Here is a 22,153-nt window from a genome sequence, read left to right on the forward strand (position 1 = left end):
CTTTTTGAATAAAAAATATAGAAAAGGAACTATTTTCTCATGACAAAAGGAATCTTAGGGAAAAAAGTGGGAATGACTCAAATCTTCACTGAAGCTGGCGAATTGATCCCTGTAACAGTTATTGAAGCAACTCCAAACGTTGTTCTTCAAGTTAAAACTGTTGAAACAGACGGATACAACGCTATCCAAGTTGGTTTCGATGACAAACGCGAAGTATTGAGCAACAAACCTGCTAAAGGACATGTAGCGAAAGCTAACACGGCTCCTAAGCGCTTCATTCGTGAATTCAAAAACGTTGAAGGCTTGGAAGTTGGTACTGAAATTACAGTTGAAACATTCGCAGCTGGAGACGTTGTTGACGTAACTGGTACTTCTAAAGGTAAAGGTTTCCAAGGTGTTATCAAGCGCCACGGACAATCACGTGGACCAATGGCTCACGGTTCTCGTTACCACCGTCGTCCAGGTTCAATGGGACCTGTTGCACCTAACCGCGTATTCAAAGGTAAAAACCTTGCAGGACGTATGGGTGGTGACCGCGTAACAATTCAAAACCTTGAAGTTGTACAAGTTGTTCCAGAAAAGAACGTTATCCTTATCAAAGGTAACGTACCAGGTGCTAAGAAATCTCTTATCACTATCAAGTCAGCAGTTAAAGCTGGTAAATAATAAGGAAAGGGGAATACAGTCAAAATGGCAAATGTAACATTATTCGACCAAACTGGTAAACAAGCTGGCGAAGTTGTTCTTAACGATGCAATCTTTGGTATCGAACCAAACCAATCTGTTGTGTTTGATGTGATCATCAGCCAACGTGCTAGCCTTCGTCAAGGAACTCACGCAGTTAAAAACCGCTCAGCTGTTTCAGGTGGCGGACGCAAACCATGGCGTCAAAAAGGAACTGGACGTGCTCGTCAAGGTTCTATCCGCTCTCCACAATGGCGTGGTGGTGGAATCGTCTTCGGACCAACTCCACGTAGCTATGCGTACAAACTTCCTCAAAAAGTTCGTCGCCTTGCACTTAAATCTGTTTACTCAGAAAAAGTTGCTGAAAATAAATTTGTAGCCGTTGATTCTCTTGAATTTACAGCTCCAAAAACTGCTGAATTTGCAAAAGTTCTTGCAGCTTTGAGCATCGATTCTAAAGTCCTTGTTATTCTTGAAGAAGGAAACGAATTCGCAGCTCTCTCAGCTCGTAACCTTCCAAACGTGAAAGTTGCGACTGCTACAACTGCAAGTGTTCTTGACATCGCAAATAGTGACAAACTTCTTGTTACTCAAGCAGCTATCTCTAAAATCGAGGAGGTTCTTGCATAATGAATTTGTATGATGTTATCAAAAAACCTGTAATCACTGAAAGCTCAATGGCTCAACTTGAAGCAGGAAAATATGTATTTGAAGTTGACACTCGTGCACACAAACTTTTGATCAAGCAAGCTGTTGAAGCTGCTTTCGAAGGTGTTAAAGTTGCCAACGTTAACACAATCAACGTAAAACCAAAAGCTAAACGTGTTGGACGTTACACTGGTTTTACTAACAAAACTAAAAAAGCTATCATCACACTTACAGCTGATTCTAAAGCAATCGAGTTGTTTGCTGCTGAAGCTGAATAATCTAAGGAGGAAATATCGTGGGAATTCGTGTTTATAAACCAACAACAAACGGTCGCCGTAATATGACTTCTTTGGATTTCGCTGAAATCACAACAAGCACTCCTGAAAAATCATTGCTTGTTGCATTGAAGAGCAAGGCTGGTCGTAACAACAACGGTCGTATCACAGTTCGTCACCAAGGTGGTGGACACAAACGTTTCTACCGTTTGGTTGACTTCAAACGTAACAAAGACAACGTTGAAGCAGTTGTTAAAACAATCGAGTACGATCCAAACCGTTCTGCAAACATCGCTCTTGTACACTACACTGACGGTGTGAAAGCATACATCATCGCTCCAAAAGGTCTTGAAGTAGGTCAACGTATCGTTTCAGGTCTAGAAGCAGATATCAAAGTCGGAAATGCTCTTCCACTTGCTAACATCCCAGTTGGTACTTTGATCCACAACATCGAGTTGAAACCAGGTCGTGGTGGTGAATTGGTACGTGCTGCTGGAGCATCTGCTCAAGTATTGGGTTCTGAAGGTAAATACGTTCTTGTTCGTCTTCAATCAGGTGAAGTTCGTATGATTCTTGGAACTTGCCGTGCTACAGTTGGTGTTGTCGGAAACGAACAACATGGACTTGTAAATCTTGGTAAAGCAGGACGTAGCCGTTGGAAAGGTATCCGCCCAACAGTTCGTGGTTCTGTAATGAACCCTAACGATCACCCACACGGTGGTGGTGAAGGTAAAGCACCAGTTGGTCGTAAAGCACCATCTACTCCATGGGGCAAACCTGCTCTTGGTCTTAAAACTCGTAACAAGAAAGCGAAATCTGACAAACTTATCGTTCGTCGTCGCAACGAGAAATAATATTAAACTAGTCGCTTAAGTAACTAGTAAATCCGCCAGCTCGGTAGCGCTCTATGTGAGCGCAAGCCGCTGTGGTACAACATTTAAAGGAGAAAATATAAAAATGGGACGCAGTCTTAAAAAAGGACCTTTCGTCGATGAGCATTTGATGAAAAAAGTTGAAGCTCAAGCTAACGACGAAAAGAAAAAAGTTATTAAAACTTGGTCACGTCGTTCAACGATCTTCCCAAGTTTCATTGGTTACACTATTGCAGTTTATGACGGACGTAAACACGTACCTGTTTACATCCAAGAAGACATGGTAGGTCACAAACTTGGTGAATTTGCACCAACTCGTACTTACAAAGGTCATGCTGCAGACGACAAGAAAACACGTAGAAAATAAGGAGAACATAAATGGCAGAAATTACTTCAGCTAAAGCAATGGCTCGTACAGTACGTGTTTCACCTCGTAAATCACGTCTTGTTCTTGATAACATCCGTGGTAAAAGCGTAGCCGATGCAATCGCAATCTTGACATTCACTCCAAACAAAGCTGCTGAAATCATCTTGAAAGTTTTGAACTCAGCTGTAGCTAACGCTGAAAACAACTTTGGTTTGGATAAAGCTAACTTGGTAGTATCTGAAGCATTCGCAAACGAGGGACCAACTATGAAACGTTTCCGTCCACGTGCGAAAGGTTCAGCTTCACCAATCAACAAACGTACAGCTCACATCACTGTAGCTGTTGCAGAAAAATAAGGAGGTAAAATCGTGGGTCAAAAAGTACATCCAATTGGTATGCGTGTCGGCATCATCCGTGATTGGGATGCCAAATGGTATGCTGAAAAAGAATACGCGGATTACCTTCATGAAGATCTTGCAATCCGTAAATTCGTTCAAAAAGAACTTGCTGACGCAGCAGTTTCAACTATCGAAATCGAACGCGCAGTAAACAAAGTTAACGTTTCACTTCACACTGCTAAACCAGGTATGGTTATCGGTAAAGGTGGTGCTAACGTTGATGCACTCCGTGCAAAACTTAACAAATTGACTGGAAAACAAGTACACATCAACATCATCGAAATCAAACAACCTGATTTGGATGCTCACCTTGTAGGTGAAGGTATTGCTCGTCAATTGGAGCAACGTGTTGCTTTCCGTCGTGCACAAAAACAAGCAATCCAACGTGCAATGCGTGCTGGAGCTAAAGGAATCAAAACTCAAGTATCAGGTCGTTTGAACGGTGCAGATATCGCCCGTGCTGAAGGATACTCTGAAGGAACTGTTCCACTTCACACACTTCGTGCAGATATCGATTACGCTTGGGAAGAAGCAGATACTACATACGGTAAACTTGGTGTTAAAGTATGGATCTACCGTGGTGAAGTTCTTCCAGCTCGCAAAAACACTAAAGGAGGTAAATAACCAATGTTAGTACCTAAACGTGTTAAACACCGTCGTGAATTCCGTGGAAAAATGCGCGGTGAAGCAAAAGGTGGAAAAGAAGTAGCATTCGGTGAATACGGTCTTCAAGCTACAACTAGCCACTGGATCACTAACCGCCAAATCGAAGCTGCTCGTATCGCCATGACTCGTTACATGAAACGTGGTGGTAAAGTTTGGATTAAAATCTTCCCACACAAATCATACACTGCTAAAGCTATCGGTGTGCGTATGGGATCTGGTAAAGGGGCACCTGAAGGTTGGGTAGCACCGGTTAAACGTGGTAAAGTGATGTTCGAAATCGCTGGTGTATCTGAAGAGATCGCTCGCGAAGCACTTCGTCTTGCTAGCCACAAATTGCCAGTTAAATGTAAATTCGTAAAACGTGAAGCAGAATAAGGAGAAGGCATGAAACTTAATGAAGTAAAAGAATTTGTTAAAGAACTTCGTGGTCTTTCTCAAGAAGAACTCGCGAAGCGCGAAAACGAATTGAAAAAAGAATTGTTTGAACTTCGTTTCCAAGCTGCTACTGGTCAATTAGAACAAACAGCTCGCTTGAAAGAAGTTAAAAAACAAATCGCTCGTATCAAAACAGTTCAATCTGAAGCGAAATAATAGACTAGGGAAGGAGAAATTTCAATGGAACGCAATAATCGTAAAGTTCTTGTTGGACGTGTTGTATCTGACAAAATGGACAAGACAATCACAGTTGTAGTTGAAACAAAACGTAACCACCCAGTCTATGGTAAACGTATTAACTACTCTAAAAAATACAAAGCTCATGATGAAAACAATGTTGCCAAAGAAGGCGATATCGTACGCATCATGGAAACTCGCCCGCTTTCAGCTACAAAACGTTTCCGTCTTGTAGAAGTTGTTGAAGAAGCGGTCATCATCTAATCAAACCTGAAAGGAGAAAACTGAAATGATTCAAACAGAAACTCGTTTGAAAGTCGCAGACAACAGCGGTGCTCGCGAAATCTTGACTATCAAAGTTCTTGGTGGTTCAGGACGTAAATTTGCAAACATCGGTGATGTTATCGTGGCATCTGTAAAACAAGCTACTCCTGGTGGTGCGGTTAAAAAAGGTGACGTTGTTAAAGCAGTTATCGTTCGTACTAAATCAGGTGCTCGTCGTGCTGATGGTTCATACATCAAATTTGACGAAAACGCAGCAGTTATCATCCGTGAAGACAAAACTCCTCGCGGAACACGTATCTTTGGCCCAGTTGCACGTGAATTGCGTGAAGGTGGCTTCATGAAGATCGTGTCACTTGCTCCAGAAGTACTTTAATTTTTAGAAACAAACTAGTCCCCTGGATTTACCTCCAGGGTGCCCTTATGGGCGTAAGAAAAATCAAGGAGAAACCTAATGTTTGTAAAAAAAGGCGACAAAGTTCGCGTAATCGCTGGTAAAGATAAGGGAACAGAAGCTGTTGTCCTTACTGCCCTTCCAAAAGTAAACAAAGTTATCGTTGAAGGTGTTAACATCGTTAAGAAACACCAACGTCCAACTAACGATCTTCCTCAAGGTGGTATCATCGAGAAAGAAGCAGCTATCCACGTATCAAACGTTCAAGTTTTGGACAAAAATGGTGTAGCTGGTCGTGTTGGTTACAAATTTGTAGACGGTAAAAAAGTTCGCTACAACAAAAAATCAGGCGAAGTGCTTGATTAATCACGAAGGAAAGGAGAAGTATAATGGCAAATCGTTTAAAAGAAAAATATCTTAATGAAGTAGTTCCTGCTTTGACAGAACAATTCAACTACTCATCAGTGATGGCTGTGCCTAAAGTAGATAAGATCGTTTTGAACATGGGTGTTGGTGAAGCTGTATCAAACGCTAAAAGCCTTGAAAAAGCTGCTGAAGAATTGGCACTTATCTCAGGTCAAAAACCACTTATCACTAAAGCTAAAAAATCAATCGCCGGCTTCCGTCTTCGTGAAGGTGTTGCGATCGGTGCAAAAGTTACCCTTCGTGGTGAACGTATGTACGAATTCTTGGATAAATTGGTTTCAGTTTCACTTCCACGTGTACGTGACTTCCACGGTGTTCCAACAAAATCATTTGATGGACGCGGAAACTACACACTTGGTGTGAAAGAACAATTGATCTTCCCAGAAATCAACTTCGATGACGTTGACAAAACTCGTGGTCTTGACATCGTTATCGTAACAACTGCTAACACTGACGAAGAGTCACGTGCATTGCTTACAGGCCTTGGAATGCCTTTTGCAAAATAATATAGGAGGTAAATCTAATGGCTAAAAAATCAATGATTGCTAAGAACAAACGTCCAGCGAAGTTCTCTACTCAAGCTTATACTCGTTGTGAAAAATGTGGTCGTCCACATTCAGTTTACCGCAAATTTAAACTTTGCCGTGTTTGCTTCCGTGAATTAGCTTACAAAGGACAAATTCCTGGTGTAACAAAAGCATCTTGGTAATTCTAGCTTTCAATCCCGTCGTGATTCGTCGTTATCTGCTTTTGCCTAACTCAAGTTATGCCTGCAAGCAGATGCCTAGACTCACTTAGGAATTGAAACCTAGAAACATATTCTGAGCCTAGCTCAATCATTAACTAGCAAGTGCAACTTGCAAACTACTAGTAAGAGGAGAAAAACAAAATGGTTATGACTGACCCAATCGCAGACTTCCTAACTCGTATTCGTAACGCTAACCAAGCTAAACACGAAGTACTTGAAGTACCTGCATCAAACATCAAAAAAGGGATTGCTGAAATCCTTAAACGCGAAGGTTTTGTAAAAAACGTTGAAATTATCGAAGATGACAAACAAGGCATCATCCGTGTATTCCTTAAATACGGCCCAAACGGTGAAAAAGTTATCACTAACTTGAAACGTGTTTCTAAACCAGGACTTCGTGTCTACAAAAAACGTGAAGACCTTCCAAAAGTTCTTAACGGACTTGGAATTGCTATCCTTTCAACTTCTGAAGGTTTGCTTACTGATAAAGAAGCACGTCAAAAGAATGTTGGTGGAGAAGTTATCGCTTACGTTTGGTAATATTTAGCTCCCAATTTCTTTGTGACTCTTCGTTATCGTCTCTTGCCTAACCCAAAGTTATGCCTGCGAGACGATGCCTAGATTCACTTTGAAATTGAAACCTAAATGTTCCTTTAAATCGAGAAATCGATTTAGCCCCCGTGAAAACTGGCCGTTTAGGCCTGACAATCTAACAGGAGAAAATAAACATGTCACGTATTGGTAATAAAGTTATCGTGTTGCCTGCTGGTGTAGAAATCACTAACAATGACAACGTTGTAACTGTAAAAGGACCTAAAGGAGAACTTACTCGTGAGTTCTCAAAAGATATTGAAATCCGTGTGGAAGGTACTGAAGTAACTCTTCACCGTCCAAACGATTCAAAAGAAATGAAAACTATCCACGGAACTACTCGTGCCCTTTTGAACAACATGGTTGTTGGTGTATCAGAAGGATTCAAGAAAGAACTTGAAATGCGTGGGGTTGGTTACCGTGCACAACTTCAAGGATCTAAACTTGTTTTGGCTGTTGGTAAATCTCATCCAGACGAAGTTGAAGCTCCAGAAGGAATTACTTTTGAACTTCCAAACCCAACAACAATCGTTGTTAGCGGAATTTCAAAAGAAGTAGTTGGTCAAACAGCTGCTTACGTACGTAGCCTTCGTTCACCAGAACCATATAAAGGTAAAGGTATCCGTTACGTTGGTGAATTCGTTCGCCGTAAAGAAGGTAAAACAGGTAAATAATGTTGAGTGGTTGATTCTCAACCACCAACCTATTTTCCAACTTTGTGCATAGCACACGATTTAAAACTAAAGAGGTGAAAACTGTGATTTCAAAACCAGATAAAAACAAACTCCGCCAAAAACGCCACCGTCGCGTTCGCGGAAAACTCTCTGGAACTGCTGATCGCCCACGTTTGAACGTATTCCGTTCTAATACAGGCATCTACGCTCAAGTGATTGATGACGTAGCGGGTGTAACGCTCGCAAGTGCTTCAACTCTTGACAAAGAAGTTTCAAAAGGAACTAAAACTGAACAAGCCGTTGCTGTCGGTAAACTCGTTGCAGAACGTGCAAACGCTAAAGGTATTTCAGAAGTGGTGTTCGACCGCGGTGGATATCTATATCACGGACGTGTGAAAGCTTTGGCTGATGCAGCTCGTGAAAACGGATTGAAATTCTAATAGGAGGACACTAGAAAATGGCATTTAAAGACAATGCAGTTGAATTAGAAGAACGCGTAGTTGCTGTCAACCGTGTTACAAAAGTTGTTAAAGGTGGACGTCGTCTTCGTTTCGCAGCTCTTGTTGTTGTTGGTGACCACAACGGTCGCGTAGGATTTGGTACTGGTAAAGCTCAAGAAGTTCCAGAAGCAATCCGTAAAGCAGTAGATGATGCTAAGAAAAACTTGATCGAAGTTCCTATGGTTGGAACAACAATCCCACACGAAGTTCTTTCAGAATTCGGTGGAGCTAAAGTATTGTTGAAACCTGCTGTAGAAGGTTCTGGAGTTGCCGCTGGTGGTGCAGTTCGTGCCGTTGTGGAATTGGCAGGTGTGGCAGATATTACATCTAAATCACTTGGTTCTAACACTCCAATCAACATTGTTCGTGCAACTGTTGAAGGTTTGAAACAATTGAAACGCGCTGAAGAAGTTGCTGCCCTTCGTGGTATTTCAGTTTCTGATTTGGCATAAGAAAGGGGATAAAATGGCTCAAATTAAAATTACTTTGACTAAGTCTCCAATCGGACGCATTCCATCACAACGTAAAACTGTTGTAGCACTTGGACTTGGCAAATTGAACAGCTCTGTTATTAAAGAAGATAACGCTGCTATCCGTGGTATGATCACTGCAGTATCTCACTTGGTAACAGTTGAAGAAGTAAACTAATGAATTTTTAGGGGATGTGCACTATACCATCCCCTAAAACTAGATATAGTCATCTATGATGACGTCGTATAGGCGAGTTGATGGGGGAGACAACCTTTTCTCCCTTATCGGCGCTAGCATTTTACAAAAGAGGAGAAAATAAAAATGAAACTTCATGAATTGAAACCTGCAGAAGGTTCTCGTAAAGTACGTAACCGCGTTGGTCGTGGTACTTCATCAGGTAACGGTAAAACATCTGGTCGTGGTCAAAAAGGTCAAAAAGCTCGTAGCGGTGGCGGAGTTCGCCTTGGTTTTGAAGGTGGACAAACTCCATTGTTCCGTCGTCTTCCAAAACGTGGATTCACTAACATCAACGCTAAAGAATACGCAATTGTGAACCTTGACCAATTGAACGTCTTTGAAGATGGTGCTGAAGTTACTCCAGTTGTTCTTATCGAAGCAGGAATTGTTAAAGCTGAAAAATCAGGTATTAAAATTCTTGGTAACGGTGAGTTGACTAAGAAATTGACTGTGAAAGCAGCTAAATTCTCTAAATCAGCTGAAGAAGCTATCACTGCTAAAGGTGGTTCAGTAGAAGTCATCTAAGAGAGGTGACCTATGTTTTTTAAATTATTAAGAGAAGCTCTTAAAGTCAAGCAGGTTCGATCAAAAATTTTATTTACAATTTTTATCGTTTTGGTCTTTCGTATTGGAACTAGCATTACAGTTCCTGGTGTGAATGCCAATAGCTTGAATGCTTTAAGTGGATTATCCTTCTTAAACATGTTGAGCTTGGTCTCAGGGAATGCCATGAAAAACTTCTCAGTTTTTGCTCTTGGTGTTAGTCCCTACATTACGGCCTCTATCGTTGTCCAACTCTTGCAAATGGATATTTTACCAAAGTTTGTAGAGTGGGGTAAACAAGGGGAAGTAGGTCGAAGAAAATTAAATCAAGCTACTCGTTATATTGCTCTTGTTCTAGCCTTTGTGCAATCTATCGGGATTACAGCTGGTTTTAATACTTTGGCTGGAGCTCAATTGTTGAAAACAGCTCTTACTCCACAAGTCTTTATCATGATTGGTATCATCTTAACAGCTGGTAGTATGATTGTGACTTGGTTGGGAGAGCAAATTACAGATAAGGGATACGGAAATGGTGTTTCTATGATTATCTTTGCCGGGATTGTTGCCTCAATTCCAGAGATGATTCAGGGCATCTATGTGGACTACTTTGTGAACGTCCCAAGTAGCCGTATCAACTCATCTATCATTTTCGTAATCATTTTGATTATTACTGTATTGTTGATCATTTATTTTACAACTTATGTTCAACAAGCAGAATACAAAATTCCAATCCAATATACTAAGGTTGCACAAGGTGCTCCATCTAGCTCTTACCTTCCTTTGAAAGTAAACCCTGCTGGAGTTATCCCTGTTATCTTTGCAAGTTCGATTACTGCAGCGCCTGCGGCTATTCTTCAGTTTTTGAGCGCCACAGGTCATGATTGGGCTTGGGTAAGAACAGCACAAGAAATGCTGGCAACAACTTCACCAACTGGTATTGCTATGTATGCTTTATTGATTATTCTCTTTACATTCTTCTATACGTTTGTACAGATTAATCCTGAAAAAGCGGCAGAAAACTTACAAAAGAGCGGTGCTTATATCCATGGAGTTCGTCCTGGTAAAGGTACAGAAGAATATATGTCTAAACTTCTTCGTCGTCTTGCAACTGTTGGTTCTCTCTTCCTTGGTGTGATTTCTATTTTACCGATCGTGGCAAAAGATGTTTTCGGACTTTCAGAAGCAGTTGCTTTTGGAGGAACCAGTCTTTTGATCATTATCTCTACAGGTATTGAAGGAATCAAACAATTGGAAGGCTACCTATTGAAACGTAAGTATGTTGGTTTCATGGACAGAACAGAATAAAAGTAATTACTGAATCAGTAATTACTGAGGGAGTGGAGGTTTAACTCTAACATTTGTGAGAGTTTGGTCTCCCCTCTTCTATTTTGTTTTTAAATAGGGGTGAAAAGACTTTTTGCTTCTATTTAAAAATAAAATAAGGAGATCAAATCATGAATCTTTTGATTATGGGCTTACCTGGTGCAGGTAAGGGAACTCAAGCAGCAAAAATTGTAGAACAATTCCATGTTGCACATATCTCAACAGGTGATATGTTCCGCGCTGCTATGGCAAATCAAACTGAAATGGGTGTTCTTGCTAAGTCATACATTGACAAGGGTGAATTGGTTCCTGACGAAGTTACAAATGGGATCGTAAAAGAACGTCTTTCACAAGATGATATTAAAGAAACAGGATTCTTGTTGGATGGTTACCCACGTACAATCGAACAAGCTCACGCTTTGGACAAAACATTGGCTGAACTTGGCATTGAACTAGAAGGTGTTATCAATATTGAAGTGAACCCTGACAGCCTCTTGGAACGTTTGAGTGGCCGTATCATCCACCGCGTAACTGGAGAAACTTTCCACAAGGTCTTTAACCCACCAGTTGACTATAAAGAAGAAGATTACTACCAACGTGAAGATGATAAACCCGAGACAGTAAAACGTCGTTTGGATGTGAATATTGCTCAAGGAGAACCAATCATTGCTCACTACCGTGTCAAAGGTTTGGTTCATGACATCGAAGGTAATCAAGATATCAATGATGTCTTCTCAGATATCGAAAAAGTATTGACAAATTTGAAATAAAGCGTTTTTCACACTTGCAAAAATCCGCTACAAATGTTATACTAAAATAGTCTGACTTATAATTGTTGTCTCTGTGTCTAGAGGCATCGAATCGAAATTTATGGAGGTGCTTTTGCGTGGCAAAAGACGATGTGATTGAAGTTGAAGGCAAAGTAGTTGATACAATGCCGAATGCAATGTTTACGGTTGAACTTGAAAATGGACATCAGATTTTAGCAACAGTTTCTGGTAAAATTCGTAAAAACTATATTCGTATTTTAGCGGGAGATCGTGTTACTGTCGAAATGAGTCCATATGACTTGACACGTGGACGTATCACTTACCGCTTTAAATAATCGAAAAACTTGGAGGGATAAGAAATGAAAGTAAGACCATCGGTCAAACCAATTTGCGAATACTGTAAAGTTATTCGTCGTAATGGTCGTGTTATGGTAATTTGCCCAGCAAATCCAAAACACAAACAACGTCAAGGATAAGATAGAAAGGAGAAAACATGGCTCGTATTGCTGGAGTTGACATTCCAAATGACAAACGCGTAGTAATCTCATTGACTTATGTTTATGGTATCGGACTTGCAACATCTAAGAAAATTTTGGCTGCTGCTGGAATCTCAGAAGATGTTCGTGTACGTGATCTTACATCAGATCAAGAAGATGCTATCCGTCGTGAAGTGGATGCAATCAAAGTTGAAGGTGACCTTCGTCGTGAAGTAAACTTGAACATCAAACGTTTGATGGAAATCGGTTCATACCGTGGTATCCGTCACCGTCGTGGACTTCCTGTCCGTGGACAAAACACTAAAAACAACGCTCGCACTCGTAAAGGTAAAGCTGTTGCGATTGCTGGTAAGAAAAAATAATATAGGAGGTAAAAGTCTTGGCTAAACCAACACGTAAACGTCGTGTGAAAAAGAATATCGAATCTGGTATTGCTCATATTCACGCTACATTTAATAACACTATTGTTATGATTACTGATGTGCATGGTAATGCAATTGCTTGGTCATCAGCTGGTGCTCTTGGTTTTAAAGGTTCTCGTAAATCTACACCATTCGCTGCTCAAATGGCTTCTGAAGCTGCTGCTAAATCTGCACAAGAACACGGTCTTAAATCAGTTGAAGTTACTGTAAAAGGTCCAGGTTCTGGTCGTGAGTCAGCTATTCGTGCGCTTGCTGCCGCTGGTCTTGAAGTAACAGCAATTCGTGATGTGACTCCAGTGCCACACAATGGTGCTCGTCCTCCAAAACGTCGCCGTGTATAATCATCGCATTACACTGCTTTTCGTTTAAGAGGGAGTAACTAAATGATCGAGTTTGAAAAACCAAATATAACAAAAATTGATGAAAATAAAGATTATGGCAAGTTTGTAATCGAACCACTTGAACGTGGCTACGGTACAACTCTTGGTAACTCTCTTCGTCGTGTACTTCTAGCTTCTCTACCAGGAGCAGCTGTGACATCTATCAATATTGATGGTGTGTTACATGAGTTTGACACAGTTCCAGGTGTTCGTGAAGACGTGATGCAAATCATTCTGAACATTAAAGGAATTGCAGTGAAATCGTACGTTGAAGACGAAAAAATCATCGAACTAGATGTTGAAGGTCCTGCTGAAGTAACAGCTGGTGACATTTTGACAGATAGCGATATTGAAATTGTAAATCCAGATCATTATCTCTTTACAATCGGTGAAGGTTCTTCCTTAAAAGCGACTATGACTGTTAACAGTGGTCGTGGATATGTACCTGCTGATGAAAATAAAAAGGATAATGCACCAGTTGGAACACTTGCTGTAGATTCTATTTATACACCAGTTACAAAAGTCAACTATCAAGTGGAACCTGCTCGTGTAGGTAGCAATGATGGATTTGACAAATTAACCCTTGAAATCTTGACAAATGGAACAATTATTCCAGAAGATGCTTTAGGGCTTTCAGCACGTATTTTGACAGAACATCTTGATTTGTTTACAAATCTTACTGAGATTGCTAAGTCAACTGAAGTGATGAAAGAAGCTGATACTGAATCTGACGATCGTATTTTGGATCGTACGATTGAGGAACTGGATTTGTCTGTGCGTTCATACAACTGTTTGAAACGTGCCGGTATCAATACTGTGCATGATTTGACAGAAAAATCTGAAGCAGAGATGATGAAAGTAAGAAATCTTGGACGCAAGAGTTTGGAAGAAGTGAAACTCAAACTCATTGATTTGGGTCTTGGATTAAAAGATAAATAAAGGAGGAATACATGGCTTACCGTAAACTAGGACGCACTAGCTCACAACGTAAAGCAATGCTTCGCGATTTGACAACTGACCTTTTGATCAACGAATCAATCGTGACAACTGAAGCTCGTGCTAAAGAAATCCGTAAAACTGTTGAAAAAATGATTACTCTAGGTAAACGTGGTGATTTGCATGCACGTCGTCAAGCAGCTGCTTTCGTACGTAATGAAATCGCATCTGAAAACTATGATGAAGCAACTGATAAGTACACTTCTACTACAGCACTTCAAAAATTGTTCTCAGAAATTGCACCTCGTTATGCTGAACGTAACGGTGGATACACTCGTATCCTTAAAACTGAACCACGTCGTGGTGATGCAGCGCCAATGGCGATCATCGAATTAGTATAAAATCATCAATTTTGTTGAGTGTTATGATGATGGAGTCTTGTGCTCTTAGTCTAGCTCTGGTCTACCGCTAGGATTTCGGTCCTAGCGGGAACACTCATCATAAGTTGGGATAGTAGACGCTTGTTTACGAAATTGTTTTTTTCTTAAGAACAACTTCGTAAGCAGGCGTTTTTGAGTATTTTAGTTAGAATTATGCTATACTATTTGAAAAGAATCCTGTTTAATGTTCAGGTTTCCTATTAAAAGAAGAATTGGAGTTTGCTTATGAAAGCGATTATAACTGTTGTTGGTAAAGATAAATCTGGAATTGTTGCAGGTGTTTCTGGCAAAATTGCAGAATTAGGATTGAATATTGACGATATCTCTCAAACTGTTTTGGATGAATATTTTACGATGATGGCTGTCGTCTCAAGTGATGAAAAGCAGGATTTTACTTATCTGCGAAATGAGTTTGAAACTTTTGGGCAAACTTTGAATGTGAAAATCAATATTCAGAGTGCAGCGATTTTCGAAGCTATGTATAATATCTAGGAGGTTATCATGGATATTAGACAAGTTACTGAGACCATCGCCATGATTGAGGAGCAAAACTTCGATATCAGAACTATTACCATGGGGATTTCCCTTTTGGACTGTATCAATCCAGATATCAATCGTGCTGCGGAGAAAATTTATCAAAAGATTACGACCAAGGCAGCTAATTTAGTGGCTGTTGGCGATGAAATTGCGGCTGAGTTGGGGATTCCAATCGTTAATAAGCGTGTATCGGTGACTCCTATCTCTTTGATTGGGGCAGCGACAGATGCGACGGACTACGTTGTTCTGGCAAAAGCGCTTGATAAGGCTGCGAAAGAAATCGGTGTGGATTTTATCGGTGGCTTCTCTGCCTTGGTACAAAAGGGGTACCAAAAGGGAGATGAGATTCTCATCAATTCTATTCCTCGTGCTTTGGCTGAAACGGACAAGGTCTGCTCGTCAGTCAATATCGGCTCAACCAAGTCTGGTATCAATATGACGGCTGTCGCAGATATGGGACGAGTTATCAAGGAAACGGCTAATCTATCAGATATGGGGGCGGCCAAGTTGGTTGTATTCGCTAATGCTGTTGAGGACAATCCATTTATGGCGGGTGCCTTCCATGGTGTTGGGGAGGCAGATGTTATCATCAATGTCGGAGTTTCCGGTCCTGGTGTGGTGAAACGTGCCTTGGAAAAAGTTCGTGGAGAGAGTTTTGATGTAGTAGCCGAAACGGTCAAGAAAACTGCCTTTAAAATCACTCGTATTGGTCAATTGGTTGGTCAAATGGCCAGCGAGAGATTGGGTGTGGAGTTTGGTATTGTAGACTTGAGCTTGGCGCCAACCCCTGCGGTTGGAGACTCTGTGGCACGTGTCCTTGAGGAAATGGGACTAGAAACAGTTGGAACGCATGGAACGACGGCTGCCTTAGCTCTCTTGAATGACCAGGTTAAGAAGGGCGGAGTGATGGCCTGGAACCAAGTCGGTGGTTTGTCTGGTGCCTTTATCCCCGTCTCTGAGGATGAGGGGATGATTGCTGCAGTGCAAAATGGCTCTCTAAATTTAGAAAAACTAGAAGCCATGACGGCTATCTGTTCTGTCGGTTTGGATATGATTGCCATCCCAGAAGATACTCCTGCTGAAACCATTGCAGCTATGATTGCGGATGAGGCTGCAATTGGTGTCATTAACATGAAGACAACGGCTGTTCGTATCATTCCAAAAGGAAAAGAAGGAGATATGATTGAGTTTGGTGGCCTATTAGGAACTGCACCTGTTATGAAAGTCAATGGGGCTTCGTCTGTCGATTTCATTTCTCGTGGGGGACAAATCCCAGCACCAATTCATAGTTTTAAAAATTAAGAAAATAGGAGAAATTTTAAGTTCTATTTAAGGTTGGATGTGTATACTATAATCATTAAATAAAGACCTCCTAATATTATTTGAAACAGATAACACTGATTTAGTTTGAATTTGATTTTCATCTAATATCTTTATTTAATAGAACTCCTAAACTTTTTCATAATAATCTCCTGCAAAAGTCACCTGTCTGGGTGGCTTTTGTTTTATCATCCATGATATAATAGAAGCAAACGGAGGACGGAAAATGGTAAAAGTACGATTGTATTTGGTACGTCATGGCAAGACCATGTTTAACACGATTGGTCGCGCGCAAGGTTGGAGCGATACTCCTTTAACGGCTGAAGGTGAGCGAGGGATTCAAGAATTAGGAATCGGTTTGCGAGAATCTGGTCTACAGTTTGATCGCGCTTATTCCAGTGATTCTGGCCGCACCATTCAGACAATGGGAATTATTCTTGAAGAACTTGGTTTGCAGGGGAAAATCCCTTATCGCATGGACAAACGTATCAGAGAATGGTGTTTTGGTAGCTTTGACGGAGCTTATGATGGTGATCTTTTCATGGGCATTATTCCTCGTATCTTTAATGTGGATCATGTTCACCAATTGTCTTATGCTGAACTGGCTGAGGGGTTGGTAGAGGTCGATACAGCTGGTTGGGCTGAAGGCTGGGAAAAACTCAGTGGCCGAATCAAGGAAGGTTTTGAAGCGATTGCCAAAGAAATGGAAGAACAAGGTGGGGGCAATGCCCTTGTCGTCAGCCACGGAATGACCATTGGAACCATTGTTTATTTGATTAATGGCATGCATCCGCATGGTCTAGATAATGGTAGCGTGACGATCCTTGAATATGAGGACGGCCAGTTTAGCGTAGAAGTTGTCGGCGACCGTAGTTACCGAGAACTAGGACGTGAGAAGATGGAAGAAGCCTCTATTTAATCAGTCTAGACTTGCTTGTTATGAACTAGGGATTTGATAAGAATATCAAGATAAGAAAAAACAGCCGAGGGTAATCCTTTCGGCTGTTTTTGATGGGGGAAACTAAAGTGTAATGCTGTTGCTTTTAGAGATTTTCATAAACAAGAGCAAGGAACCTACTGTTAGAACAGTCAGGATAGTTGACAAGGCTGCGGCTACACCGTAATTCCCTCTTAGAACCTCTGTATAAATGGCTACAGTCATTGTTCTTGTTTTGACATTGTAGAGGAGGATAGAAGTAGAGAGTTCTGAAATCATTGTGACCCAAGATAGGATGGCTCCAGAAATAATACCAGATAGCATCATTGGAGTTGTAATCTTGGCAAAGGTATTGAGACGACTACTTCCTAAGCTTTCAGCGGCTTCTTCAATACTTGGTGCTATTTGTTGCAAGCTAGCAACAGATGAGCGAATAGTATAAGGTAATCTTCTGACAGATAGTGACATAATCAAGATGAAAGCTGTTCCTGTAATCATAAGAAATCCACTTCCAAATAGACCAGTATTGAAGGAAGAAATGAAGGCAATCCCTAGAACAGTTCCGGGTACAATATAAGGGACCATACTGAGGCTGTCAATTAAGTTTGTAAACAAATTCCGTTTTCTAACGGCTAGGTAGGAGATAAATGTTGCGAATAGGACAACTAGAACTAAGGCAATCAAAGGGATACGAATAGTATTGAAAATAGCAGATCCCATACGATTGAAAGCTACCTTGTAACTGTTTAGAGAATAACCTTTGACAAATACCATACCTGATGTTTTTAGGAAAGAAGTATAAATCAAGTAGACTTGAGGTAGAACAGAGAACAAGATAATTCCGTAGACTGTTGCATAAATGGCAGCCATTTTTCCTTTTGTAGTTTTTTTAGGCTCAATTGGATGGAGCGAATTCATGCTGAAACTGTAGCGGTTTGAGATGTATTTTTGGATAAGGAAGATTGCCAAGGCAATGATAATCGCCATAATTGCTAAAGCAGATGCAAAAGCAGAATTTCCTCCAACCTCGCTAATGAATTGGGTATAAATCAAGACCGGGAAAGTCCGATATCCTTCACCAATCAACATAGGCGTTCCAAAGTCTGAGAATGCTCTCATAAATACAAGTAGGGCAGCTGCTAGTAAGGTTGGAACTAGGAGAGGCAAAACAACCGTTACGATACGCTTAAATCCGAAGGAACCCATGCTTTCAGCAGCTTCAAGTAGAGAATTGTCAATACTTTTCATTGTCCCAGCAACGTATAGAAATACCAGTGGGAATAGTTGCAGTGTAAAGACAAGTACAATTCCTTTGAATCCATAAATATCAATAGCTGGAAGATGAAGAGTATTTGTTATGAATTTTGTGATGACCCCATTTCGTCCCAGCAAGAGAATCCAGGAGTAGGCTCCCACGAAAGGAGCTGACATGGAAGCAATGATAATCAATATTTGTAGAAATTTCTTTCCCTTGAAGTCATACATGGAAAAGAGATAAGCTAATAGGGTTCCTACAACTAAGGAAGTGACAGTAGCGGTAATGGAAACCTTGAAACTGTTGACAAGTGTCTCAGAGTAGTAGGCTTTACTAAAGAAAGTGACAAAATTAGCTAGTGAAAATTGTCCCTCATGTATGAGTGCTTGCTTGAGCACGGTAACGATAGGATAAACGAGAAAGACAAGATAGGTAAGAAAGATGAAGAAAGAGGAGGCTGTCCAAATATTTAGTTTTTTACGTTCCATGGTTGACTCCTTTTATCAGGTTTTGGGAACCATCTGCAGAAAAGACGTTTAATTTTTGAGTATTGATTCGTAGACGAATACGATCGCCTTTTTGTAGATCTTCTTCAAAAGTTGATTCTTCGCTAACTTGAATTTTTGAGGCAAATCCTGTCTCAATGAAATACTCCGTATTTAGTCCAAGATAGACGCTATCGCTAATAGTTCCTTCAATATCTCCAGATTCATCTTTGATAAACTCTTCAGGACGGATGCTTACATGAATAGCTTGTTCCTCAGACTGATCAAGGGCTGGCATTCGAAGGGCATAGCCATCTGAAAAGACGATATAAGCGCCGTCGCTCCGTTTTTCGAGATTGGCAGGGATAATATTTGTGCGTCCGATAAAGGTTGCTACAAACTCATTAGCTGGTTTATGATAGAGTTCTTTTGGTCGGCCGATTTGTTGGATGACTCCGTCTTTCATAACAGCAATTTGGTCTGAAATAGCCATGGCTTCTTCTTGGTCGTGGGTTACATAAACAGTTGTAATTCCCACTTCGTGTTGGATTTCTCGGATGGCTTGACGCATATCCAAGCGAAGTTTGGCATCCAGATTACTAAGTGGCTCGTCCATGAGGAGAACACTTGGATTAACCGCTAAGGCACGTGCCAAGGCGACACGTTGTTGTTGTCCACCACTGAGCTTATCGGGCTTCCGATCCGCATATTGAGCAATTTGCATGAGTTCAAGATACTTGTTGGTTTGTTGAATCAATTCTTCTTTTGGAACCTTCTTTTGCTTAAGACCAAAAGCAACATTGTCTCGGACAGTCAAATGCGGGAAAATAGCGTAGTTTTGGAAAACCATCCCGATATTGCGTTTGCTGGGTTCCATATTATTTATTTTTGTATCATCGAAGTAAAATTCTCCACCTTCGATACTGTTGAAACCTGCAATCATACGAAGAAGAGTCGTTTTTCCACATCCTGAAGGTCCAAGAAGGGTAAAGAGACTTCCTTTTGGAATTGTAATGTTCAAATTCTCAATAACAGGGATATCGTGGTAGATTTTTTTGGCGTTAATAATTTTGATCTCACTCATAGTGAACCTCTTTTACTGTTTAGATTGGATATCTGTAAAGACTTCGTTGTATTTCTTAACGATATCTGATTTATTCTTGATGACATAATCATAATCTTCAGTGAGTGTTTTGATTTTGTCAATTGGTTTCATATTTTCGCTTGTTTTGGCATTTTTACGAACAGGACGGTTAGTAGTGGTTGTACCAAGTGTATCTTGTACTTCTTGAGAGATAATAAAATCGATAAATTTCTTGGCATTTTCCATATTTTTAGCTTTTTTAACGATAGCAGCACTAGCAGGTAGGAAGACTGTTCCTTCTTTTGGATAGACTACCTTAATGTTAGCTCCGTCATTTAAGAGTTTAACTGCTGGATCTTCATAAGAGAGACCAACAGCCATTTCTCCGTCAGCGACTGCTTTATAGACACCAGATGAGCTTGAACCGATTTTACCATCAATAAGTGTGAAGAGATCTTTTACATAAGACCAAGCTTTATCGTCTTTGTAACCACCTTGAGCTTGTAGCATATTTGTTAATTGAGCAAAGGCGCTAGAAGAGTTTGCTGGGTCAGCAGTTGCAATTTTTCCTTTTAGTTCAGGTTTGAGAAGGTCGCTATATCCTTCGATGTTCATGCCTTTCGTTAAATCAGGATTGACGATTAAAACACTACCATCTAGTGTATAAGGAGTAGAGTAACCAGTTGTGTTTTGATATTCTTTGATAACATTATCATTTTCTTTTGAAGTATAGTTTTCAAAGAGTTCTCCGTGGGTAGCATATTGTGTATAAGAACCACCAAAGATGACATCGGCTACAGGAGCTTCTTTTTCTGACTCTAGTTTTTTGAAAAGTTCTCCAGTACCAGCTTGAATCAGTTCTACTTTGATACCATATTTTTCTTCAAAGGCAGGAATAGTTGCTCCGATTAAGCCCTCTGAGTTTGGTGAATAAACGACTAGCGAACCGCCGTCTCCTTTATCAGATGAACCGCCATCGGCAGATTCATTAGAAGAACAAGCAGCAAGACCCAAAAGAGCTAGTCCGCAAGCAGCATAATACATCCATTTCTTTTTCATGATGGATACCTCCGTTGTGTTATTTAAGTTTATTTTAAAATAATGTAAGCGTTTTTAAAACCGATAATTCTATTCTATTAGAGTAAAATTCTCTACAAAAACGGAAGTAATCTTTTTGATTTTATAGTAGGGTTTGACAGTTAATCATCGGAAAGTCAAATTTTATTTTTTAGATTGGATATCTGTAAAAATATCATTGTACTTTTTAAGAATAGTAGATTTATTTTTAATGACATAATCGGAATCTTCAGTGGCAATATTGATTTCTGTCATAGCCTTCATATTTTTATTGGTTTTAGCATTTTTACGAATGGGTCTGATTGTAGTTTCAGTTCCTAGCTTATCTTGGATTTCTTGAGAAAGGATGAAATCGATAAATTTCTTAGCGTTTTCCATGTGTTTGGCATTTTTGACGATACCCGCGTTACCAGGTAAAAAGACGGTACCTTCTTTTGGATAAATAACTTTTACATCAACTCCGTCGTTTAAGAGTTTTAAGGCAGGATCTTCATAGGTGAGTCCTACAGCCATTTCTCCATCGGCGACAGCTTTGTAAACATTTGAAGAGCTAGATGCAATTTTTCCATCTACTAGGGTAAATAGATTTTTCACATAGGTCCAAGCTTGTTCATTTTCGTATCCACCTTGGTCTACAAGCATGTTTGTTAGTTGTGCAAAGGCGCTAGATGCGTTACTTGGATCAGCAGTAGCAATTTTTCCTTTTAATTTAGGATTGAGTAGATCATTGTAGCCTTCAATTTTTATATCTTTTGTAAGGACTGAATTGGCAATGATGACACTGACATCAAGTGTATAAGGCGTATAGAATCCAGTTTTATTTTGATATTCAGGGATTATCTGGTCATTTTCTTGGGAAATATAAGGTTCAAAAAGATTTTCGTTAGAAGAGAAGAGGGCGTAGGAGCCTCCGAAAATGACATCAGCTACAGGGGATTCTTTTTCGGCCTCAGCTTTTTTGAACAATTCACCAGTGCTGGCTTGTACTAAGTCAACCTTGATACCATATTTTTCTTCGAAGGCTGGGATTGTTTCTTCGATAAGGTCTTCAGGGTTAGGCGAGTAGACAACCAAAGTGTTATCTGAATCTTTTTCAGAGCTAGTTTCCGCTTCTATAGGTGAAGAACATCCTGATAAAGAAAGGAATATCCAGCCACAAGAGAGAAAGAATAGTATTTTTTTCATAAGTATCTCCTTTTTTACGAACATTTTCTCTACCTAGATTGTTAATGTCTTTAAATTGTAGAGTCCTACAGAATATAATAAAAACCTTAAAGAAATCTAAAACGGGGAATAGGAAAT

35 protein-coding genes are annotated in these 22,153 nt (G+C 40.2%); 31 read left to right on the plus strand and 4 right to left on the minus strand.

Annotated elements, in window-relative coordinates; genetic code table 11:
* Positions 1-39 precede the first annotated feature (39 nt).
* The 31 genes from rplC to ACLNCP_RS03725 all read left to right on the plus strand — a co-directional run bounded on the left by rplC (position 40) and on the right by ACLNCP_RS03725 (position 16,932).
* Entirely contained in the window at positions 40-666 is a 627-nt protein-coding gene (rplC, locus tag ACLNCP_RS03575) for a 50S ribosomal protein L3 (protein ID WP_000160200.1), read from the plus strand.
* A 24-nt stretch (positions 667-690) separates the two neighbouring features.
* Positions 691-1,314, plus strand: coding sequence for a 50S ribosomal protein L4 (gene rplD / locus ACLNCP_RS03580; protein WP_000024549.1), 624 nt, complete (start codon positions 691-693; stop codon positions 1,312-1,314).
* The gene (locus ACLNCP_RS03585; protein ID WP_001055347.1) at positions 1,314-1,610 is read left to right on the plus strand and encodes a 50S ribosomal protein L23; all 297 of its coding nucleotides are present in this window, start codon (positions 1,314-1,316) and stop codon (positions 1,608-1,610) included. The genes rplD and ACLNCP_RS03585 overlap by 1 nt, the downstream gene beginning before the upstream one ends.
* A 17-nt stretch (positions 1,611-1,627) precedes the next feature.
* Entirely contained in the window at positions 1,628-2,461 is an 834-nt protein-coding gene (rplB, locus tag ACLNCP_RS03590) for a 50S ribosomal protein L2 (protein ID WP_049543958.1), read from the plus strand.
* A 103-nt stretch (positions 2,462-2,564) separates the two neighbouring features.
* Positions 2,565-2,846: a 30S ribosomal protein S19 gene (rpsS, locus tag ACLNCP_RS03595; RefSeq protein ID WP_000533766.1), complete on the plus strand. Its 282-nt coding sequence runs from the start codon at positions 2,565-2,567 to the stop codon at positions 2,844-2,846.
* A gap of 11 nt (positions 2,847-2,857) precedes the next feature.
* A complete protein-coding gene (gene rplV / locus ACLNCP_RS03600) occupies positions 2,858-3,202 on the plus strand; it encodes a 50S ribosomal protein L22 (protein ID WP_000818137.1) in 345 nt (114 codons plus the stop codon).
* A gap of 12 nt (positions 3,203-3,214) precedes the next feature.
* Positions 3,215-3,868: a 30S ribosomal protein S3 gene (gene rpsC / locus ACLNCP_RS03605; protein ID WP_000529936.1), complete on the plus strand. Its 654-nt coding sequence runs from the start codon at positions 3,215-3,217 to the stop codon at positions 3,866-3,868.
* Positions 3,869-3,871: 3 nt separating this feature from the next.
* On the plus strand, positions 3,872-4,285 hold the full coding sequence (rplP, locus tag ACLNCP_RS03610; protein WP_000960946.1) for a 50S ribosomal protein L16: 414 nt from the start codon (positions 3,872-3,874) through the stop codon (positions 4,283-4,285).
* A 9-nt stretch (positions 4,286-4,294) separates the two neighbouring features.
* Positions 4,295-4,501 carry a 50S ribosomal protein L29 gene (rpmC, locus tag ACLNCP_RS03615; RefSeq protein ID WP_000772918.1) on the plus strand — a complete coding sequence of 69 codons (207 nt, stop codon included), beginning with the start codon at positions 4,295-4,297 and terminating at the stop codon, positions 4,499-4,501.
* Between the two features lie 24 nt (positions 4,502-4,525).
* On the plus strand, positions 4,526-4,786 hold the full coding sequence (rpsQ, locus tag ACLNCP_RS03620) for a 30S ribosomal protein S17 (RefSeq protein WP_000440801.1): 261 nt from the start codon (positions 4,526-4,528) through the stop codon (positions 4,784-4,786).
* A gap of 25 nt (positions 4,787-4,811) precedes the next feature.
* Complete coding sequence (gene rplN, locus ACLNCP_RS03625; RefSeq protein WP_000616545.1) at positions 4,812-5,180, plus strand: 50S ribosomal protein L14; 369 nt, start codon at positions 4,812-4,814, stop codon at positions 5,178-5,180.
* Positions 5,181-5,258: 78 nt separating this feature from the next.
* Complete coding sequence (gene rplX, locus ACLNCP_RS03630; RefSeq protein WP_000497690.1) at positions 5,259-5,564, plus strand: 50S ribosomal protein L24; 306 nt, start codon at positions 5,259-5,261, stop codon at positions 5,562-5,564.
* Positions 5,565-5,587: 23 nt separating this feature from the next.
* Positions 5,588-6,130: a 50S ribosomal protein L5 gene (gene rplE / locus ACLNCP_RS03635; RefSeq protein WP_000013542.1), complete on the plus strand. Its 543-nt coding sequence runs from the start codon at positions 5,588-5,590 to the stop codon at positions 6,128-6,130.
* A 17-nt stretch (positions 6,131-6,147) separates the two neighbouring features.
* Complete coding sequence (locus ACLNCP_RS03640; RefSeq protein ID WP_001085697.1) at positions 6,148-6,333, plus strand: type Z 30S ribosomal protein S14; 186 nt, start codon at positions 6,148-6,150, stop codon at positions 6,331-6,333.
* A gap of 180 nt (positions 6,334-6,513) precedes the next feature.
* A complete protein-coding gene (rpsH, locus tag ACLNCP_RS03645; RefSeq protein ID WP_000245504.1) occupies positions 6,514-6,912 on the plus strand; it encodes a 30S ribosomal protein S8 in 399 nt (132 codons plus the stop codon).
* 188 nt (positions 6,913-7,100) lie between these two features.
* Complete coding sequence (gene rplF / locus ACLNCP_RS03650; RefSeq protein ID WP_000086626.1) at positions 7,101-7,637, plus strand: 50S ribosomal protein L6; 537 nt, start codon at positions 7,101-7,103, stop codon at positions 7,635-7,637.
* Between the two features lie 83 nt (positions 7,638-7,720).
* On the plus strand, positions 7,721-8,077 hold the full coding sequence (gene rplR, locus ACLNCP_RS03655; protein WP_000624044.1) for a 50S ribosomal protein L18: 357 nt from the start codon (positions 7,721-7,723) through the stop codon (positions 8,075-8,077).
* 17 nt (positions 8,078-8,094) lie between these two features.
* Positions 8,095-8,589, plus strand: a complete 495-nt coding sequence (gene rpsE / locus ACLNCP_RS03660) for a 30S ribosomal protein S5 (protein WP_000874202.1) — start codon at positions 8,095-8,097, stop codon at positions 8,587-8,589.
* 13 nt (positions 8,590-8,602) lie between these two features.
* Positions 8,603-8,785, plus strand: a complete 183-nt coding sequence (rpmD, locus tag ACLNCP_RS03665; protein WP_000057241.1) for a 50S ribosomal protein L30 — start codon at positions 8,603-8,605, stop codon at positions 8,783-8,785.
* Between the two features lie 144 nt (positions 8,786-8,929).
* Positions 8,930-9,370 (plus strand): 50S ribosomal protein L15, encoded by a 441-nt coding sequence (rplO, locus tag ACLNCP_RS03670; RefSeq protein ID WP_000766087.1) that lies wholly within the window; start codon positions 8,930-8,932, stop codon positions 9,368-9,370.
* A 12-nt stretch (positions 9,371-9,382) separates the two neighbouring features.
* Positions 9,383-10,693 (plus strand): preprotein translocase subunit SecY, encoded by a 1,311-nt coding sequence (gene secY, locus ACLNCP_RS03675; RefSeq protein WP_000465403.1) that lies wholly within the window; start codon positions 9,383-9,385, stop codon positions 10,691-10,693.
* Positions 10,694-10,842: 149 nt separating this feature from the next.
* A complete protein-coding gene (locus ACLNCP_RS03680) occupies positions 10,843-11,481 on the plus strand; it encodes an adenylate kinase (protein WP_424844039.1) in 639 nt (212 codons plus the stop codon).
* A gap of 116 nt (positions 11,482-11,597) precedes the next feature.
* Entirely contained in the window at positions 11,598-11,816 is a 219-nt protein-coding gene (gene infA / locus ACLNCP_RS03685; protein ID WP_001029883.1) for a translation initiation factor IF-1, read from the plus strand.
* Between the two features lie 24 nt (positions 11,817-11,840).
* A complete protein-coding gene (gene rpmJ, locus ACLNCP_RS03690; protein ID WP_001808836.1) occupies positions 11,841-11,957 on the plus strand; it encodes a 50S ribosomal protein L36 in 117 nt (38 codons plus the stop codon).
* Between the two features lie 17 nt (positions 11,958-11,974).
* A complete protein-coding gene (gene rpsM / locus ACLNCP_RS03695) occupies positions 11,975-12,340 on the plus strand; it encodes a 30S ribosomal protein S13 (protein WP_000090781.1) in 366 nt (121 codons plus the stop codon).
* Positions 12,341-12,357: 17 nt separating this feature from the next.
* Positions 12,358-12,741, plus strand: a complete 384-nt coding sequence (gene rpsK, locus ACLNCP_RS03700) for a 30S ribosomal protein S11 (RefSeq protein ID WP_001118385.1) — start codon at positions 12,358-12,360, stop codon at positions 12,739-12,741.
* 42 nt (positions 12,742-12,783) lie between these two features.
* The gene (locus ACLNCP_RS03705) at positions 12,784-13,719 is read left to right on the plus strand and encodes a DNA-directed RNA polymerase subunit alpha (RefSeq protein ID WP_000568988.1); all 936 of its coding nucleotides are present in this window, start codon (positions 12,784-12,786) and stop codon (positions 13,717-13,719) included.
* A gap of 11 nt (positions 13,720-13,730) precedes the next feature.
* The gene (rplQ, locus tag ACLNCP_RS03710; RefSeq protein ID WP_000331493.1) at positions 13,731-14,117 is read left to right on the plus strand and encodes a 50S ribosomal protein L17; all 387 of its coding nucleotides are present in this window, start codon (positions 13,731-13,733) and stop codon (positions 14,115-14,117) included.
* Positions 14,118-14,381: 264 nt separating this feature from the next.
* A complete protein-coding gene (locus ACLNCP_RS03715; RefSeq protein WP_000644126.1) occupies positions 14,382-14,648 on the plus strand; it encodes an ACT domain-containing protein in 267 nt (88 codons plus the stop codon).
* Positions 14,649-14,657: 9 nt separating this feature from the next.
* Positions 14,658-15,995: a PFL family protein gene (locus tag ACLNCP_RS03720; RefSeq protein WP_424844040.1), complete on the plus strand. Its 1,338-nt coding sequence runs from the start codon at positions 14,658-14,660 to the stop codon at positions 15,993-15,995.
* 244 nt (positions 15,996-16,239) lie between these two features.
* Positions 16,240-16,932, plus strand: a complete 693-nt coding sequence (locus ACLNCP_RS03725; protein ID WP_024056940.1) for a histidine phosphatase family protein — start codon at positions 16,240-16,242, stop codon at positions 16,930-16,932.
* A 102-nt stretch (positions 16,933-17,034) separates the two neighbouring features.
* On the opposite strand, the gene ACLNCP_RS03730 is transcribed toward ACLNCP_RS03725, so the two are convergent.
* The 4 genes from ACLNCP_RS03730 to ACLNCP_RS03745 all read right to left on the minus strand — a co-directional run bounded on the left by ACLNCP_RS03730 (position 17,035) and on the right by ACLNCP_RS03745 (position 22,036).
* Positions 17,035-18,693 (minus strand): iron ABC transporter permease, encoded by a 1,659-nt coding sequence (locus tag ACLNCP_RS03730; protein ID WP_261012146.1) that lies wholly within the window; start codon positions 18,691-18,693, stop codon positions 17,035-17,037.
* A complete protein-coding gene (locus ACLNCP_RS03735; RefSeq protein ID WP_424844041.1) occupies positions 18,683-19,774 on the minus strand; it encodes an ABC transporter ATP-binding protein in 1,092 nt (363 codons plus the stop codon). The genes ACLNCP_RS03730 and ACLNCP_RS03735 overlap by 11 nt, the downstream gene beginning before the upstream one ends.
* Before the next feature lie 12 nt (positions 19,775-19,786).
* On the minus strand, positions 19,787-20,833 hold the full coding sequence (locus ACLNCP_RS03740; protein ID WP_138335438.1) for an ABC transporter substrate-binding protein: 1,047 nt from the start codon (positions 20,831-20,833) through the stop codon (positions 19,787-19,789).
* A 162-nt stretch (positions 20,834-20,995) separates the two neighbouring features.
* Positions 20,996-22,036 (minus strand): extracellular solute-binding protein, encoded by a 1,041-nt coding sequence (locus ACLNCP_RS03745; RefSeq protein WP_424844042.1) that lies wholly within the window; start codon positions 22,034-22,036, stop codon positions 20,996-20,998.
* Positions 22,037-22,153: the final 117 nt, after the last annotated feature.

The sequence above is a fragment of the Streptococcus sp. CL6.35 genome, assembly GCF_049737915.1.
Classification (GTDB): domain Bacteria; phylum Bacillota; class Bacilli; order Lactobacillales; family Streptococcaceae; genus Streptococcus.

What these genes read in the sequence shown, in the direction of transcription:
- rplC (WP_000160200.1), top strand. Translation starts at nt 40, where the DNA reads ATGACAAAAGGAATCTTAGGGAAAAAAGTGGGAATGACTCAAATCTTC.
- rplD (WP_000024549.1), top strand. Translation starts at nt 691, where the DNA reads ATGGCAAATGTAACATTATTCGACCAAACTGGTAAACAAGCTGGCGAA.
- ACLNCP_RS03585 (WP_001055347.1), top strand. Translation starts at nt 1,314, where the DNA reads ATGAATTTGTATGATGTTATCAAAAAACCTGTAATCACTGAAAGCTCA.
- rpsS (WP_000533766.1), top strand. Translation starts at nt 2,565, where the DNA reads ATGGGACGCAGTCTTAAAAAAGGACCTTTCGTCGATGAGCATTTGATG.
- rplV (WP_000818137.1), top strand. Translation starts at nt 2,858, where the DNA reads ATGGCAGAAATTACTTCAGCTAAAGCAATGGCTCGTACAGTACGTGTT.
- rplP (WP_000960946.1), top strand. Translation starts at nt 3,872, where the DNA reads ATGTTAGTACCTAAACGTGTTAAACACCGTCGTGAATTCCGTGGAAAA.
- rpmC (WP_000772918.1), top strand. Translation starts at nt 4,295, where the DNA reads ATGAAACTTAATGAAGTAAAAGAATTTGTTAAAGAACTTCGTGGTCTT.
- rpsQ (WP_000440801.1), top strand. Translation starts at nt 4,526, where the DNA reads ATGGAACGCAATAATCGTAAAGTTCTTGTTGGACGTGTTGTATCTGAC.
- rplN (WP_000616545.1), top strand. Translation starts at nt 4,812, where the DNA reads ATGATTCAAACAGAAACTCGTTTGAAAGTCGCAGACAACAGCGGTGCT.
- rplX (WP_000497690.1), top strand. Translation starts at nt 5,259, where the DNA reads ATGTTTGTAAAAAAAGGCGACAAAGTTCGCGTAATCGCTGGTAAAGAT.
- rplE (WP_000013542.1), top strand. Translation starts at nt 5,588, where the DNA reads ATGGCAAATCGTTTAAAAGAAAAATATCTTAATGAAGTAGTTCCTGCT.
- ACLNCP_RS03640 (WP_001085697.1), top strand. Translation starts at nt 6,148, where the DNA reads ATGGCTAAAAAATCAATGATTGCTAAGAACAAACGTCCAGCGAAGTTC.
- rpsH (WP_000245504.1), top strand. Translation starts at nt 6,514, where the DNA reads ATGGTTATGACTGACCCAATCGCAGACTTCCTAACTCGTATTCGTAAC.
- rplF (WP_000086626.1), top strand. Translation starts at nt 7,101, where the DNA reads ATGTCACGTATTGGTAATAAAGTTATCGTGTTGCCTGCTGGTGTAGAA.
- rpsE (WP_000874202.1), top strand. Translation starts at nt 8,095, where the DNA reads ATGGCATTTAAAGACAATGCAGTTGAATTAGAAGAACGCGTAGTTGCT.
- rpmD (WP_000057241.1), top strand. Translation starts at nt 8,603, where the DNA reads ATGGCTCAAATTAAAATTACTTTGACTAAGTCTCCAATCGGACGCATT.
- rplO (WP_000766087.1), top strand. Translation starts at nt 8,930, where the DNA reads ATGAAACTTCATGAATTGAAACCTGCAGAAGGTTCTCGTAAAGTACGT.
- secY (WP_000465403.1), top strand. Translation starts at nt 9,383, where the DNA reads ATGTTTTTTAAATTATTAAGAGAAGCTCTTAAAGTCAAGCAGGTTCGA.
- ACLNCP_RS03680 (WP_424844039.1), top strand. Translation starts at nt 10,843, where the DNA reads ATGAATCTTTTGATTATGGGCTTACCTGGTGCAGGTAAGGGAACTCAA.
- rpmJ (WP_001808836.1), top strand. Translation starts at nt 11,841, where the DNA reads ATGAAAGTAAGACCATCGGTCAAACCAATTTGCGAATACTGTAAAGTT.
- rpsM (WP_000090781.1), top strand. Translation starts at nt 11,975, where the DNA reads ATGGCTCGTATTGCTGGAGTTGACATTCCAAATGACAAACGCGTAGTA.
- ACLNCP_RS03705 (WP_000568988.1), top strand. Translation starts at nt 12,784, where the DNA reads ATGATCGAGTTTGAAAAACCAAATATAACAAAAATTGATGAAAATAAA.
- rplQ (WP_000331493.1), top strand. Translation starts at nt 13,731, where the DNA reads ATGGCTTACCGTAAACTAGGACGCACTAGCTCACAACGTAAAGCAATG.
- ACLNCP_RS03715 (WP_000644126.1), top strand. Translation starts at nt 14,382, where the DNA reads ATGAAAGCGATTATAACTGTTGTTGGTAAAGATAAATCTGGAATTGTT.
- ACLNCP_RS03720 (WP_424844040.1), top strand. Translation starts at nt 14,658, where the DNA reads ATGGATATTAGACAAGTTACTGAGACCATCGCCATGATTGAGGAGCAA.
- ACLNCP_RS03725 (WP_024056940.1), top strand. Translation starts at nt 16,240, where the DNA reads ATGGTAAAAGTACGATTGTATTTGGTACGTCATGGCAAGACCATGTTT.
- ACLNCP_RS03730 (WP_261012146.1), bottom strand. Translation starts at nt 18,693, where the DNA reads ATGGAACGTAAAAAACTAAATATTTGGACAGCCTCCTCTTTCTTCATC.
- ACLNCP_RS03735 (WP_424844041.1), bottom strand. Translation starts at nt 19,774, where the DNA reads ATGAGTGAGATCAAAATTATTAACGCCAAAAAAATCTACCACGATATC.
- ACLNCP_RS03740 (WP_138335438.1), bottom strand. Translation starts at nt 20,833, where the DNA reads ATGAAAAAGAAATGGATGTATTATGCTGCTTGCGGACTAGCTCTTTTG.
- ACLNCP_RS03745 (WP_424844042.1), bottom strand. Translation starts at nt 22,036, where the DNA reads ATGAAAAAAATACTATTCTTTCTCTCTTGTGGCTGGATATTCCTTTCT.